The following is a 14,077-nucleotide window of genomic DNA, read 5'->3' as shown; positions in this document are numbered from 1 at the left end:
CCGCGAGTTAGCCAACACGTTCCTTTTCATCCTCCTTTTTGAATACGTACTATTATATATGAATAATTACGGTACTTTGTTAAATAAAAAACGTAGTGAAAGACTATTTATCTCCCACTACGTTTCTATTATCTTCTTTTTTTCACAAAGACAAACACAAAAATAATAAAAAGTAATAATAGAATTGCGTAAATTATATTAGAATAAATATCCATATAATACACGATTACATCCCATGAGTTCCCAAGAGATGCACCTAAATTAACTAATACAATATTCCAAATAAACGTACCTATCGTTGTAAAGATAAGAAATATACCAACATTCATATTTGACATTCCGGCCGGGATTGAAATTAAGCTTCGTATTAGCGGAATGAATCGGCATAGAAACACTGCCCATGGGCCATACTTATCAAACCATGCATCAGCTTTATGAATGTCACTTTTTTTAAGACGGAGTATATGCCCCCATCTATCAACTATCTTTTCTAGCCTTTCTACATCTAATTGTAAACCGATCATATATAAAACGATAGCCCCTACGACGGAGCCAGCAGTTGCGGATAGAACAACCTTGAATATAGTTAGGTTCGTAGTAGTTGTCATAAAACCACCAAATGTTAATATTACTTCTGATGGTATCGGAGGAAAGATATTTTCTAAAGCAATTAGAAACATTACTCCCATATAACCAAATTCATTCATAATTTCCGTTATCCAATTTTCCATTTCATTTTGCACCTACGTCTCTCTATGTGTATTCTATTACGATTCTTCTATCATTTTATTTCGAATAAATTCACTTTATCACTATAAAACGGAAGGAATAACTTATCTTATCATAATTTGCTCAAGGTTAATGTTAAGTTTTTATTAAGAAAAAAGAGTCAGTCCCCCATATTAGGAAGCTGACTCATTCGAATTATTTTTCTTTTACAATAGTTCCAACGTAACGATCATGTGGTAGAATTTTTCCCTCTTCTTCCTCAAATGCTTTTGGACCTTTTAAATAATCAATCGTACTCCAAAAGTCTCTGTAAGCCATACGTTTCATAATTTGATTGCAATTTAGCTCGGAACCATCTTTATTCTCAAGTTCCAATCCCATCTTCTTATACCCATATGTTTGTCCATTTTTACGAAGTTGTGCGTATTCAAGCGACCATAATACTACTGTGGGTGTCACTAAAGCATGAAACGCTTCGTTTTTAATCTTTTTACGTAAAACATACTCCACTCCCGCAGTTACTGTACTGGAAATGGCCAGATCAATTAAAAAAGCTTTCATACGTTTTTTCGTGATTGGTTTCATAATTTTCCCCCTTATTAATCTAACATTCATCCTTACGTAATATTGTATAATATGTTTCAAAACTATTAAATATTATTTAACTTCTCGGTACATCTTCCAAATATAATAGATCGAAACACCAACTAACAACACGACTACAATTATAATTATCGATCCGAGCCCATTTCGATTGCCAATAGCTGTCTGAATCATCCCATAGAGTATGAACGCAAATAATATACTGATACACAAATTCATTACAGCTAACATTCTTGAAGAATATTTAACTACTCTATCTAATTGTGTTTCCGTTAATTTTTCCTTTTTCACAAAAGGAAGATTGATAAAATGCAGTGCTTCTTTTGGATCTTCTTGTTTAATAAATAAAAAATAGTTTAAACCAAAACATTGAAACAATAAAAAAACATATAGAACCAGGAAACCAATGAGGGTTCCTTTCCCATTCCACGCATCCGGTTCACCAGCTAAATTAAAATGCGTAGGAATCTCATCAGGAAGCTGTGTATAATAGTAAATGGAATAAAATACCGTAATAATGAGAATTAAAAAAGAACAAACATCAATCCATGGTGAATAAAAATTTTTAACCTTCCCCCACATGAACGATCCCCTCCTCTAGATTCCATTATATACCAAAAAAACAGGTTGTATGGACGTTTTTCGTTCCATACAACCTGCTATCATAAATGTGCTTTTCCGTTTTAAATTAAATGACGCCTTGAGAAATCATTGCATCTGCAACTTTAACGAAACCAACAATATTCGCACCGACTACAAGATTACCAGATATACCGTATTCTTTGGATGCTTCCATACTCTGGCTGTAGATGTTTTTCATAATATCTTGTAATTTCTCATCCACTTCTTCTTTTGTCCAAGAGATTCGTGAACTGTTTTGTGCCATTTCTAAAGCAGATACTGCAACTCCACCGGCATTTGCTGCTTTTGCAGGAGCAAATAATACATTGTTTTCTAAGAATGCGTCAATGGCATCTAACGTAGATGGCATGTTTGCACCCTCACCTACCGCTTTTACACCATTTGCGATTAATAGTTCCGCGGCTTCTTTGTCAATTTCATTTTGAGTTGCACAAGGTAACGCAATATCGCAAGGAATGGTCCAAATACCCGCACATCCCACTTGGAACGTAGCTTCTGGGTGCTCTTTAACATATTCAAAAATTCGTTTGTTTTCTACTTCTTTCAAGCGTTTTACTGTATCAAGATTAATTCCATTTGGATCATAAATATACCCACTTGAATCACTACATGCAACAACTTTTGCACCTAACTCCATTGCTTTTTCAATGGCATAGATAGAAACATTACCAGACCCAGATACCACAACGGTACTTCCATTAAAGCTTAATCCTTGATCCTTTAACATCTCTTCTACAAAATAAACGGCACCATATCCTGTTGCTTCTTTACGACCTAAACTTCCGCCGTAACCGACACCTTTACCTGTTAAAATTCCGGCTTCATATGCGCCTTTTAATTTTTTATATTGACCAAACATATATCCAATTTCTCTAGCACCAACACCGATATCTCCAGCCGGAACATCTGTATCAGGACCTATATGCTTACTTAATTCCGTCATAAAACTTTGACAGAAACGCATGATTTCCATGTCAGATTTTCCTTTAGGATCAAAATCTGATCCACCTTTTCCGCCGCCAATTGGTTGCCCTGTTAAAGCATTTTTAAATATTTGTTCGAATCCTAAGAATTTGATAATACTTGCATTTACAGATGGATGGAACCGTAATCCACCTTTATAAGGACCAATCGCACTATTAAATTGAACACGGAAACCACGATTAACTTGTACATTGCCCTTATCGTCTACCCATGGTACTCTAAAGGAAATTAAACGTTCAGGTTCCACAATACGTTCAAGGATAGATTGTTTCATATATGTCGGATTTTTCACAAGCACAGGAATTAAAGATTCAAGGACTTCTTTAACTGCTTGATGAAATTCTTCCTCATGAGGGTTACGCTGTTTAACCATTTCAAAAACATGTTCAACATATTTTTTAACGTTCTGGGTTTGTGGTTCTTTCATATCTTCTAGTACTTTCACTTGCAATCAGCCCCTAAATATAAGTTAAGTTTTTAACATAGTTATATTTTATAATATGACCATTAATAGATACAATATAAATTTTCGATTAAATTAATGCATATAACGCATGAATAGACGGAGTGATGAAAAAATGGAGTTTAGACAAATCCAATATTTCCTTGAAGTTGCCAAACGCGAACATGTTACAGAGGCTGCTAATGCCTTACATGTTGCACAATCCTCTGTTAGCAGACAGATTTTTAATTTAGAAGAAGAACTTGGTATAGAACTTTTCATTCGAGAAGGTAGGAATGTAAAATTAACGACAATTGGTAAAATTTTCTATGACAGGATGCATTTAGTAATGAACATGATGGACGAAGCAAAAAGAGAAGTCAAGGAATATTTAAGCCCTGACAAAGGAACTGTTAGAATTGCCTTTCCTATGAGTATGGCCGCCCATACAATCCCAACCATCATTCATTCCTTTCGTATGCGTTATCCTGAAGTGAAATTTCAAATGATTAGTGCTGCCCATAAAGATCTCGTTAAAGGCGTTCAAAAAGGGGATTACAATTTAGCGATGGTTGCACCGATGCCCAAAAATAGAGGCGGAAAAATTAAAGGAACCGCTCTTTTCGTGGAAAAAATTGTTGCATTATTACCAAGTCATCATCCTTTGGCAGAGCGGGACTCCATCATGTTGCGAGAATTGAAGGATGACTCTTTCGTTGTTTTATCTGAATCATTTGTATTTCGTGATCAAGTGATACAAGCTTGTAATAATGCAGGATTTTCTCCGAAGATTGCATTTGAAGGAGAAGACATACATGCATTAAAAGGATTAGTTTCCGCAAGCCTCGGCGTTGCATTAATACCAGAAATGACTTTAATCGATAATACACCACGTCCTACTGTCATGATACCCATTTCTGATGCAAATTTAACTAGAACCGTTGGGGTCATTTTCTCAAACGAACGAAAATTGTCACCTACTGAGGAAGTATTTTACCAATTCCTATTAGAAACATTTGAACGATTAAACGATTTTAAAAATTAATTACTTTTTTAGAAAAAAGAATAGGTGTCCTAAACATCACCTTTCTTTTTTCAACCTTCTTAACACATTTATGTAGTTTTATCCCTCATGATACTGGTTTTCTCTTTATACGCTTCTAAACAATTTTTACAGATGCAATGCTTTCTCCAACTTTCTTCAGGTACTAAATCAAATATTCCTTTTGGAAACTTTTCCGAAGTGCACCAGCAATCCTCTGACGTACGTGCCATACATTTATTTTCTTCTCCACATAGCGGGCAGTAAATATTAGCCAAACCCATCACTCCTTTCAATACCTTAACTAACCTTATTTTAGCATAAGAGTATGTTTGTTACAGATGTGATATTTTCTAGTGAATTTGGTAACATATATCTATACTTATAAAAATGGAGGAATTGAAAATGATGTCTACGTTTAATGAGAATTTAGAGAAATACGCCTCCCTTGCAATTGAAGTAGGTGCTAATGTTCAACAAGGGCAAACATTGGTTATCTCAGCACCAATTTCGGCTATTGATTTTGTTCGTATGTTAACGAAGAAAGCGTATGAAAAAGGGGCTGCTAATGTACTTCACGAATGGTCTGATGATGTATTGACTCGAACAAAGTTTGAATTGGCACCAGATGAAACATTTGAAACCTATCCAAAATACTTAGCTAAACATCGTATCGATCTAGCGGAAAACGATGCCGCATTCCTTTTTGTTTTATCTAGCAATCCAGATTTACTGAATGGAATCGATCCAAAACGAATTCAAACCAACTCTAAAACAGTTTCTACAGCCCTTGCTACCTTTACGAAATACGAAATGAGTGACAAAATAAGCTGGTCCATTGTATCTGTTCCAAATGAAGCATGGGCCAAAAAGGTATTTCCGGAGTTAGATGGTGAAAAAGCTGTCCATGCATTGTGGGACGCTATATTCAATGCGACACGCGCTAATCTCTCAGAACCTGTTAACGCATGGAAAGAACACATTGATACGTTGGAATCCAAAGCTACCTATTTAAATGAACAAAAATTCAAAGCCCTACACTATCAAGCTGATGGAACGGACTTAACTATCGAATTACCTGAGAAACATATTTGGATAAGTGCGGAAAGTATAAATGAGAAAGGAACTCCTTTTGTCGCGAACATACCTACGGAAGAAGTATTTACCGCTCCTTTGAAAACAGGAGTAAATGGAACCGTCTCAGCAACAAAACCTTTAAGTTATTCCGGAAATTTGATTGAAAACTTCTCCTTAACATTTAAAGATGGAAAAATTGTAGACTATCAAGCGGAAAAAGGATATGACACATTAAAGCATCTAATTGAAACAGATGAGGGCTCACATTTTACCGGTGAAGTGGCGCTCGTTCCCCATCACTCTCCTATTTCCGATACGGATTTAATTTTCTTTGAAACCCTTTTTGATGAGAATGCATCCAATCATATCGCAATTGGAAAGGGCTATGCTTTCTGTTTAGAAGGTGGAAAAGAAATGAGTGAAGAAGAGTTAAAAGAAAATGGTCTCAATGATAGTTTAACCCATGTCGATTTCATGATAGGTTCAGACAAAATGAATATTGACGGTATTTTACCAGACGGAACAAGAAAACCTATTTTCAGAAAAGGAAATTGGGCGTTTTAGGAATAGAAGGTCGGATGATTGCTCTGATTAAGAGCCCATCCGACCTATTTTCTAACTTCAGTATTCCAGGAGTTTAGTCAATTTCAACTTATCTCTTCTCTACAGTAATGCTTCCATTATCTGTTTTTAATTTAACTAAATTTTCGCCATTTCCAATGACTGTATCATAGTTACTTTTGCCGAAAACCAAAATTTTACCATTATCTGTGTTAATATTAAACGTTGTATTGGTCGGTTCTTTTTCTGTATATACATTAATCGCTCCATTATCTGTTTCCAAATCTATCATTTGATCCAAAGAATCTGTTTTAAAAACAATTTTACCATTATCTGTATTACCTGAAATTTCACCTACGACGTTATCCAAAAGAATAGTACCATTGTCTGCCTCAGCAGAAAGATTCAAACTTTCTATATTTCTTAAATTTATTTCCCCATTGTCGGTTTCTACATAAACATCATTCGCTTTTAAATTTTTCAATTTAACAAGACCATTTTCCGTTTCAGCTTTTATCGCTTCATACACATTCTGAGGTAGATAGATGGTTAATGTTAATGTTTTAAAAGCGTTAAACCAGTCAAATGTAAACCATGAAAAAAATCGTTTGCTTTTAGTTCGACCATTAACGTATCATTCTTCACCTTTGCTTCAAGCTTATCATGTTTATTTTTCCCCGAAACTGCTATTTCTGCTGACTTACTATCAGATGGAAAAATCTCTACCGCAGCATTGTGTGCTTTGACATGAACACCAACAAAGTTCTCCGATACTTCTAATTGTTCTGGACCTGATCCATTTCTTGAAAAAAATTGAGTAATACTAACCGCCATAACTCCGATTAACACAATCGCAATAACCGTTACTTTTTTCAAATCAATCAACTACCTCTCTGCAATTTTTTGACCTTGATTCAAGAATATATGAAAAAGCATTCAAAAAGAATACCCCTGAAATGTATTTTACTATACGTCTAAAGTTGTATGGGGACTACGCGTTGGAAAACCTGTCGAACGAAACGTGATTTAAATTTTCCTTTTTATTGGGTTACATTTATAATTTATATGATACGATAGCTTTTAAGAAATACTTAAAAGAAAGGATGCTATTCTTTTGAAAAAAACAATACACAAAATAGGGATATCATTTCTAGCAATGGTTATGTTGTTCTCGGTTTTTATAACAACTGTACATGCGGATGCAGTTCCAGGAGATGTTATCGTTACATTAGGTGAAGATTTAACAGCTGACCAAAAGCAAACGGTTCTTAAAGACATGGGAATAGAAAACGAAAATGATGTTGAAATCGTTTATGTCACCAATAAGGAAGAACACCAATATTTAGGCAGTTATATTCCTGCAAGCCAAATTGGATCTAGAGCTATCTCCTCTGCAAGAATTACATTAGGACAATCCGATTCAGGCTTAGCAGTGGAAACAAAGAATATTAATTATATTACAGAAGAAATGTATATCAATCCTCTTGCAACTGCAGGAGTTACAGATGCACAAATCTATGTTACCGCACCATTCTCTGTTTCAGGTACAGGTGCATTAACAGGAATTCTTAAAGCATATGAAGTGTCCACTGGTGAAAAAATTGACGAAGATGTAAAGCAAGCTGCTAATGAAGAAATGGTAGTGACTTCTGAGCTTTCCAAGGATGAAAATATCGGTGAAGACAAAGCATTAGAATTGATGAACTTAATTAAGGAAGAAATGGCTGAAAAAAATCCTCAAACAGAAGCTGAAATTCGTGATATGATTAAACGTCTAGCAGCAGAATTAGGTATCAACCTTACAGACGCACAATTGGATCAGCTGGTTTCTTTATTCAATAAGTTAAAAGGTTTAAATATTGACTGGGATAAGGTGAGCGACACAATCAATACAGCAAAAAATAAGGTGGAAGAATTTGCCCAAACAGAAGAAGGACAGAACATGATCAATTCTTTCATTACCTTTATAAAGTCTATTTGGAACTCCCTAATTTCAATCTTCTCTAAATAAAAACCAATTAGAAATAGTATCCCCCCATTCCGAACTTCGTGAATGAGGGGATTTTGTTATTGAAACCTAGCCATCATTTCTGAAAATGTAAAACTTCAGAAACAGGTTTTGGCGTTACCCCATATATATTTTCTACTTTATAAATATGAATTTGGTTATAAACTTCCTTCATATTCTCATAGACTGTCATTTCTGAAGTAGTATCATTCGTCCAATATAAAATTTCCATCATAATTTCTTCGTTTGATACAAAGGAATGAAATTGATAGGTGATTGCTTTCGCATATTGAAAACCTTCTCTTTTATAAAACCGGAGCCTCTTTTCCGTATCCGGTTCTTCTTCATTTATTGGCTCCACCTCTAGAATGATCGTTTTATTTTTGGCTTTAAGTTTCTCCATTAATTGATGACCAATCCCTTTACCCCTTGCTTTTTCTGAAACCCATAAAAAATCTATAAATATAAAAGTATCAAATTCTGCATACATGACAATGTGGTATTTTCCTTCATCTTTAATGTAATGCTCACCTTTTTCTAACAATAAGGCGTCTAATTGTACTTTTGATTTCATTTCACTGACAGGAAAATACGTATTTAATTTTTCATACCAATCCATTCGATTATACTCCTTTTTTCTTGCTAAGTAATAAAAGACACAAACCATTTGATTTGCGCCTTTTGTTTACTAGTTTTGTGACTCTCTTAGCTTTTTAAAATACTCACGCACATCGTTCCATCCACTAACATGGACATGTTTTGTTTTCATATCTTCATTGTGATAGGCTTCAAATAATATTCCGGTTCCCGTGAAATTATCTAGTTGCGTAACTGTATCATCAATTAAATAATCCGCATGGACAACCTTTTTGTTTCCACAGAAAATAAAATAATTATGATCTAAAAATGGAAAATGCTCTTTTAACCATTCATATTTATCCATAAAGGAAAATGGGACCTCCATTGCAGCTGTTGCAATATATATATCATAATGCTCGGATAATTCTTTTACAACCGGAATGGCCGAATCAATCACTTCCAAATCACGGAAAAATCCAGCTGTATTAATTGCTTGACCAAGCACCGTTAACTGTTCTTCTGTTAATGATGCCCAAATACTTTTCCCCCGCAACCCTTCTTCACTTACTGGAAGACCTAGTTTCTTTGCAGTTTGAAAAACCTTTTTGGCAGTATCTGCAAGTACTTCATCCATATCTATGGCAATACTGATTCTCTCCACAAAAACACTCCTCTACCTTATCTTCTCCTTTCATTCTATCTGTTTTGCTGTAAAACTTCTATCTAAATCCCTCTAAATTCACCTTATCTTAAGAATAGGAGATAATAAGCGGTTATTCTTGTTCAATCAAATATTCTAAAACTTCTTCCATGGAAAGACGCTGGGTTTGATTAATGGTTATTTGTTCAGCCTGCAAGACATCTTCTACATTACTTACATGATTCGTAACAATTTGGGCTGGGTTAACTTCAAACCGAATGACGTTAGGATGGTTTTTCACATTATTTGTTATATGAGAAACCCATACCCTTCCCCAATGATCATGAATTTCATCTTTGTAAAAGGACTGTGTAATTCGTCCTTGATCCATCACCATGATTTGATCACAAAGCTGGTTAATTTCATCGACCGTATGAGTCGCAAGAACAATACTTCTTTCTCCTTCTTCCATAAACCGAATAAGATCTTCTTTCATTTTCTTTTGAGAAACAATATCCACTCCTGACGTTGGTTCATCAAGCAGAAGCAATTGGGGTTCATGTGCCATTGCAAAAATAAAATCAATCTTTTTCTTGGTTCCCTTAGAGCATTTACTAAATTTTTCATCTATATCAATACGATAACGTTCCACCAACCTTGTAAACTTTTCTTCATTCCAAGTCGGGAAAAAATGGGAAATAAAAAACTTTATATCTTTTATAGTTGTAGAATCAAAAGACTCTAATAATTCCCCAGCATAACCAATTTTCTTTTTATATATTACTTCTTCCTCCTCTTCCTTCCAATTCATTCCTAAAATTTTAACTACTCCACCGTCTTCTCTCATTAGTTTCATCAATAAACGTAGGAATGTACTTTTTCCCGAACCATTTGCCCCTACTAATCCAACGATCATTCCTTGCTCCAGTTCGAAATCCATTGGACCTAAATGGAATTTTTTAAAACGTTTCTCTAAGCCTGTAACTTCTAAAACTTTGGTTTGCATATTTATCCCTCATTACTTAAAGTTTTTCTTCATAACATCTGAAAAAATATGATTAATTTCCTCTTCCGAACAGCCTACTTGTATACCTTGTTCTACAGCTTTTTCAAATGCATCATGTACAACCTTTTGTTTCGTCTCTTCCATATGTTCATTTTTCACTTCACGAACGAACGTCCCTTTTCCCTGTACTGTCTTAATGAAACCAGCTACCTCTAAATTTTGGTACGCTCTTCTTGTTGTAATCACACTACAGCCTAGATCACTTGCTAAGGCTCTTATCGAAGGAAGTGGTGTCTCAGGATGCAGTTGACCACTAACGATTAGTGTTTTAATTTGGGTTTCGACTTGATGATAGATTGGCTCTCTACTTTCATCAGAGACATGGATTGGTATCTTCATGCGAAAATCCACTCCCTTCTATATATAATCACGTTTTTCTAAACGCCTTTTGAGTATTTTATTCCATTCATAACAACTTACGATTCCAATAAGGATGGAAACGATAGCTACAATGAATCCGTAACTTTTGATAAGTTGTAATATAGCTTCTATAACACTTTGATTAAAGAACGTGAAAAAGATGATTTCTATAATAATAACAAAGCCCATGTAGATGAAAGGTATAAAATGCAACATTTTACCCTTCATCCCATATTCGACATAAGGGTTAAGCCCACCAATTGTTAACATAAATCCAAACCAAACGAAAACAAAGATAACATAGTCACCAATCGTCATCCATTCTAAAATGTTATTTGAAAATATAAGAATAATGATGCTCATTGCTCCGAAAAACGCAAACGACATGATGACAAGAGTACATAGCATAAACAATGTCCGACTCAAAGCTAAAACAGAGACGGAAATAGGTAAAGAGCGAAGTACTGCCATTCGTTTTCCATAAGGATTATGCTTCGCTACTCGATAACTTAAATATGGTTTGGCCATAGATAAAGTTGCAAATGAAGGTGCTAAACCTAAAAACAAAAAGTCAAGGAAATATGAATCAAAAGAAGTAGAGTTCACTTCAAAGTGGAAACTAGTAAATCCCGAAAGAAATGTTCCCATAAAAAGACCAACAATTAAACACATGATAAACGTTGAAATAACCGCTATCCATTGTTGCTTATACTCCATCTTAACCAACCAAAATGCATCTTTAAACAATTTCATTCACCCCTTCTTAATTTCCATTAAAGTAATTAATAATGCCTTTGTCCTTTAAACCAATAAAGTCGATACCGAAATATAATAAAACAGTAAAAACGATACTCCAGGTCGTAATACTAATCGTTATCCAAATGAATGTTTTCTTTTTCGTTCCACCAAATGTCATACTAGCTAAGGCGGTTAAATGGCTTCCGGCAACTAATGGACCGAACATTGCTAAACCGGGCAACCCATATTTCTTCCACAAGTTTTGTGCTCTAGCGGATCGTTTACTTTCTTTTGGCTTCTTATCTTTTCTACGTTTACTTCTCCAAGCTTTAAACTGATTGACGAACATAATAAGAAGTAATACGGTTAATAAATTTCCAACCAACCCAATAATCATTACGGGTACGATGGACAATCCCGAAATAATGGCAATTGGAATCACTCCATATGCTTCAAAAAATGGTGCCGCTGCTAAAATAAAAACTAATACATATCCCCAAAGTGCTTTCATAAAAAATTCCTCCCAATGTATTTAAGTGTTAAGGTGTGTATATCTATATAAACACTATAACACTGTTTTATTGAAAAGCAAGCCTATTTTCTAAAAATTGCTTTATTTAGGTTATCAAGAGTTTAGGGAATTAAAAAACCCGTCTATCCAGACAGGTTTGATCACTGTTTATATTTGTTTTTCAGGTACTTCATTATAATCAATTTCAAAACCTAGATCTTCAATCATCTTATGATCAGCAGTGCTTTCTTGGCCTTCTGTTGTTAAATAATCACCAACAAAAATAGAGTTAGCTGCATATAACCCTAATGGCTGCAAGCTCCTTAAGTTTACTTCTCTACCACCAGAAATACGAATTTCCTTCATTGGATTCATATAACGAAACAATGCTAATACTTTTAAGCAATATCTTGGATCCAGTTCTTCTGTTCCTTCTAATGGAGTTCCATCAATTGCATGTAAGAAGTTAACCGGAATGGAATCCGCATCGATAATCTTTAGACTTCTTGCCATATCAATGACATCTTCTTTTGATTCCTTCATCCCTACAATAATACCAGAGCAAGGAGAAATTCCTGCACTTTTCGCAGTTTCAACTGTATCTACACGATCGTCATACGTATGAGAAGTTGTAATGTTTGGATGATGCGCTTTAGATGTATTGATATTATGATTATAACGGTCCACACCAGCTTCTTTTAATTTCTCTGCTTGTTCAGGCTTCAATATACCCATGCAAGCACAAACTTTTAAATCATATCTTTGCTTAATTTCTTTAACTGCAGAAGCTACAGTATCCACTTCACGATTACTCGGTCCCCTACCACTTGCAACGATACAATATGTTCCAGCATTTAATTTAGTTGCTTGATCTGCACCACTTAGTAATGATAATTCATTTACAAAAGTGTATTTGTCTACAGGTGCTTCCGAAACAGAAGACTGGGCACAATACCCACAGTTTTCTGGACAAAGCCCAGATTTTGCGTTAATAATCATGTTCAATTTTACTTTATTTCCATAATAATGATGTCTTATTTTATAAGCGCCTTGTAATAATAACAAAAGTTCCTCGTCTCGACTATCTAAAATGGACAATGCTTCCTCGTCTGTAATTTCCTCCCCCATAATGACACGTTCTGCCATTCCAAACCAATCATTTACCATTCCCCATACCCCTTTCTCTTATAAAATATCTCTCTACAAATAAACCATTAAGCAGTCTTTGTACTACTTAAATTTCTAGATTTATAAACTTTCCCATAAATCCGGTATGCTAATCCGCCAGCCAATATAGTTAAAATAATATCTTTTGGAAGTGGTGCTAACATCCATAACCACGCCACCGCATAGCTAAATCCTTCAGGTGCACCAAACCATAATTGATATGCAAAGTACATCCAGGTCGTTCCAAATACATAGTTAATTGCCATACCAACTATGGAAGCAAATACGAAATTTGCTTTTGTAGCTCTCTTCTCCGTTATTTTCCCTACTAAATACGCAACAATGATATAAGATACTACAAATCCAAACGTAGGGGATATAACCGAAGATGGCCCTCCCGAGAATTGTGCTAAAACAGGGGCCCCTGCTAACCCAACCAAGGCATATACCGTCATCGAAATAGCTCCTAACCTACTTCCAAGCAATAGACCTGACAAAATACAAAAGAAAGTAGTTAACGTAATAGGAACTCCTCCAATAACGATAAATGCAGTAATATTAGCGCCAATAGCCATAAGAGCAGCGAACAGACCCGCAAGCGTAATATCGACAGCTTTTAATTTCATAAAAATCTCCTCCCTAGACCTATAAAAATGGACTCTATTAAATTTATATTCTGAAAATATGATATTTTATTTTCTTCTAATTGTCAACCGTTAACTATATAGGGTTGACGAACGAGATATACTTCCTTTGCTAACATTTATAGATATTGAAATGTGATTTGGTCCATGATAGCTTTTTCACGGACATTTTTACTGCGCTGGGTGCTAACTTTGTCCGTGAGAACTTGTTATTGTATCAGTAAAATAGACAATTTTAGAAAGTGTCCTATTCATTTGATAATCTTATAGTAGAAAAAGATAGA

17 protein-coding genes and 1 pseudogene are annotated in these 14,077 nt (G+C 34.9%); 3 read left to right on the top strand and 15 right to left on the bottom strand.

Annotated elements, in window-relative coordinates:
* Positions 1–128 precede the first annotated feature (128 nt).
* The 4 genes from ACFQ18_RS15415 to gdhA all read right to left on the bottom strand — a co-directional run bounded on the left by ACFQ18_RS15415 (position 129) and on the right by gdhA (position 3,385).
* Positions 129–731: a DedA family protein gene (locus tag ACFQ18_RS15415; protein WP_047183622.1), complete on the bottom strand. Its 603-nt coding sequence runs from the start codon at positions 729–731 to the stop codon at positions 129–131.
* A gap of 193 nt (positions 732–924) precedes the next feature.
* The gene (locus tag ACFQ18_RS15410; protein ID WP_047183616.1) at positions 925–1,314 is read right to left on the bottom strand and encodes an RDD family protein; all 390 of its coding nucleotides are present in this window, start codon (positions 1,312–1,314) and stop codon (positions 925–927) included.
* Positions 1,315–1,386: 72 nt separating this feature from the next.
* Entirely contained in the window at positions 1,387–1,914 is a 528-nt protein-coding gene (locus ACFQ18_RS15405; RefSeq protein ID WP_047183615.1) for a DUF1648 domain-containing protein, read from the bottom strand.
* Between the two features lie 106 nt (positions 1,915–2,020).
* A complete protein-coding gene (gene gdhA, locus ACFQ18_RS15400; protein WP_204798600.1) occupies positions 2,021–3,385 on the bottom strand; it encodes an NADP-specific glutamate dehydrogenase in 1,365 nt (454 codons plus the stop codon).
* 151 nt (positions 3,386–3,536) lie between these two features.
* Between gdhA and ACFQ18_RS15395 the strand changes: the two genes are divergently transcribed.
* Positions 3,537–4,445, top strand: a complete 909-nt coding sequence (locus ACFQ18_RS15395; RefSeq protein ID WP_047183614.1) for a LysR family transcriptional regulator — start codon at positions 3,537–3,539, stop codon at positions 4,443–4,445.
* Between the two features lie 68 nt (positions 4,446–4,513).
* On the opposite strand, the gene ACFQ18_RS15390 is transcribed toward ACFQ18_RS15395, so the two are convergent.
* On the bottom strand, positions 4,514–4,720 hold the full coding sequence (locus tag ACFQ18_RS15390; RefSeq protein WP_052771601.1) for a cysteine-rich CWC family protein: 207 nt from the start codon (positions 4,718–4,720) through the stop codon (positions 4,514–4,516).
* Positions 4,721–4,850: 130 nt separating this feature from the next.
* Between ACFQ18_RS15390 and ACFQ18_RS15385 the strand changes: the two genes are divergently transcribed.
* On the top strand, positions 4,851–6,083 hold the full coding sequence (locus tag ACFQ18_RS15385) for an aminopeptidase (RefSeq protein ID WP_204798601.1): 1,233 nt from the start codon (positions 4,851–4,853) through the stop codon (positions 6,081–6,083).
* Positions 6,084–6,171: 88 nt separating this feature from the next.
* Here ACFQ18_RS15385 and ACFQ18_RS15380 read toward each other — a convergent pair.
* A pseudogene (locus ACFQ18_RS15380) lies at positions 6,172–6,636 on the bottom strand (DUF4097 family beta strand repeat-containing protein); the annotation flags it as partial.
* Entirely contained in the window at positions 6,636–6,965 is a 330-nt protein-coding gene (locus ACFQ18_RS15375) for a hypothetical protein (protein WP_216884163.1), read from the bottom strand. The gene ACFQ18_RS15375 and the pseudogene ACFQ18_RS15380, both read right to left, overlap by 1 nt.
* A gap of 241 nt (positions 6,966–7,206) precedes the next feature.
* Between ACFQ18_RS15375 and ACFQ18_RS15370 the strand changes: the two genes are divergently transcribed.
* Positions 7,207–8,091, top strand: a complete 885-nt coding sequence (locus ACFQ18_RS15370; RefSeq protein ID WP_204798602.1) for a DUF1002 domain-containing protein — start codon at positions 7,207–7,209, stop codon at positions 8,089–8,091.
* A gap of 73 nt (positions 8,092–8,164) precedes the next feature.
* Here ACFQ18_RS15370 and ACFQ18_RS15365 read toward each other — a convergent pair whose 3' ends face one another.
* From ACFQ18_RS15365 to ACFQ18_RS15330, 8 genes are all read right to left on the bottom strand, one after another.
* Entirely contained in the window at positions 8,165–8,707 is a 543-nt protein-coding gene (locus ACFQ18_RS15365; protein ID WP_047183611.1) for a GNAT family N-acetyltransferase, read from the bottom strand.
* A gap of 69 nt (positions 8,708–8,776) precedes the next feature.
* Positions 8,777–9,328: a 5' nucleotidase, NT5C type gene (locus ACFQ18_RS15360; RefSeq protein WP_047183610.1), complete on the bottom strand. Its 552-nt coding sequence runs from the start codon at positions 9,326–9,328 to the stop codon at positions 8,777–8,779.
* 112 nt (positions 9,329–9,440) lie between these two features.
* Entirely contained in the window at positions 9,441–10,313 is an 873-nt protein-coding gene (locus tag ACFQ18_RS15355) for an ABC transporter ATP-binding protein (RefSeq protein ID WP_052771599.1), read from the bottom strand.
* Positions 10,314–10,325: 12 nt separating this feature from the next.
* Positions 10,326–10,712 (bottom strand): GntR family transcriptional regulator, encoded by a 387-nt coding sequence (locus ACFQ18_RS15350; protein ID WP_047183609.1) that lies wholly within the window; start codon positions 10,710–10,712, stop codon positions 10,326–10,328.
* An 18-nt stretch (positions 10,713–10,730) separates the two neighbouring features.
* Positions 10,731–11,486 (bottom strand): hypothetical protein, encoded by a 756-nt coding sequence (locus ACFQ18_RS15345; RefSeq protein WP_128715700.1) that lies wholly within the window; start codon positions 11,484–11,486, stop codon positions 10,731–10,733.
* Positions 11,487–11,496: 10 nt separating this feature from the next.
* The gene (locus ACFQ18_RS15340; RefSeq protein ID WP_047183607.1) at positions 11,497–11,982 is read right to left on the bottom strand and encodes a small multi-drug export protein; all 486 of its coding nucleotides are present in this window, start codon (positions 11,980–11,982) and stop codon (positions 11,497–11,499) included.
* Positions 11,983–12,150: 168 nt separating this feature from the next.
* The gene (bioB, locus tag ACFQ18_RS15335) at positions 12,151–13,149 is read right to left on the bottom strand and encodes a biotin synthase BioB (protein ID WP_047183606.1); all 999 of its coding nucleotides are present in this window, start codon (positions 13,147–13,149) and stop codon (positions 12,151–12,153) included.
* A gap of 47 nt (positions 13,150–13,196) precedes the next feature.
* Positions 13,197–13,775, bottom strand: a complete 579-nt coding sequence (locus ACFQ18_RS15330) for a biotin transporter BioY (RefSeq protein WP_047183605.1) — start codon at positions 13,773–13,775, stop codon at positions 13,197–13,199.
* Positions 13,776–14,077: the final 302 nt, after the last annotated feature.

The organism is Oceanobacillus caeni, assembly GCF_042678465.1.
Lineage (GTDB): Bacteria > Bacillota > Bacilli > Bacillales > Amphibacillaceae > Oceanobacillus > Oceanobacillus caeni.
This window is presented reverse-complemented; position numbering and strand designations above follow the sequence as displayed.

Bases quoted from the DNA above. Each gene is read 5' to 3' on its own strand.
- ACFQ18_RS15415 (WP_047183622.1), bottom strand. From the start codon at position 731: ATGGAAAATTGGATAACGGAAATTATGAATGAATTTGGTTATATGGGA.
- ACFQ18_RS15410 (WP_047183616.1), bottom strand. From the start codon at position 1,314: ATGAAACCAATCACGAAAAAACGTATGAAAGCTTTTTTAATTGATCTG.
- ACFQ18_RS15405 (WP_047183615.1), bottom strand. From the start codon at position 1,914: ATGTGGGGGAAGGTTAAAAATTTTTATTCACCATGGATTGATGTTTGT.
- gdhA (WP_204798600.1), bottom strand. From the start codon at position 3,385: ATGAAAGAACCACAAACCCAGAACGTTAAAAAATATGTTGAACATGTT.
- ACFQ18_RS15395 (WP_047183614.1), top strand. From the start codon at position 3,537: ATGGAGTTTAGACAAATCCAATATTTCCTTGAAGTTGCCAAACGCGAA.
- ACFQ18_RS15385 (WP_204798601.1), top strand. From the start codon at position 4,851: ATGTCTACGTTTAATGAGAATTTAGAGAAATACGCCTCCCTTGCAATT.
- ACFQ18_RS15365 (WP_047183611.1), bottom strand. From the start codon at position 8,707: ATGGATTGGTATGAAAAATTAAATACGTATTTTCCTGTCAGTGAAATG.
- ACFQ18_RS15355 (WP_052771599.1), bottom strand. From the start codon at position 10,313: ATGCAAACCAAAGTTTTAGAAGTTACAGGCTTAGAGAAACGTTTTAAA.
- ACFQ18_RS15350 (WP_047183609.1), bottom strand. From the start codon at position 10,712: ATGAAGATACCAATCCATGTCTCTGATGAAAGTAGAGAGCCAATCTAT.
- ACFQ18_RS15345 (WP_128715700.1), bottom strand. From the start codon at position 11,486: ATGAAATTGTTTAAAGATGCATTTTGGTTGGTTAAGATGGAGTATAAG.
- ACFQ18_RS15340 (WP_047183607.1), bottom strand. From the start codon at position 11,982: ATGAAAGCACTTTGGGGATATGTATTAGTTTTTATTTTAGCAGCGGCA.
- bioB (WP_047183606.1), bottom strand. From the start codon at position 13,149: ATGGTAAATGATTGGTTTGGAATGGCAGAACGTGTCATTATGGGGGAG.
- ACFQ18_RS15330 (WP_047183605.1), bottom strand. From the start codon at position 13,775: ATGAAATTAAAAGCTGTCGATATTACGCTTGCGGGTCTGTTCGCTGCT.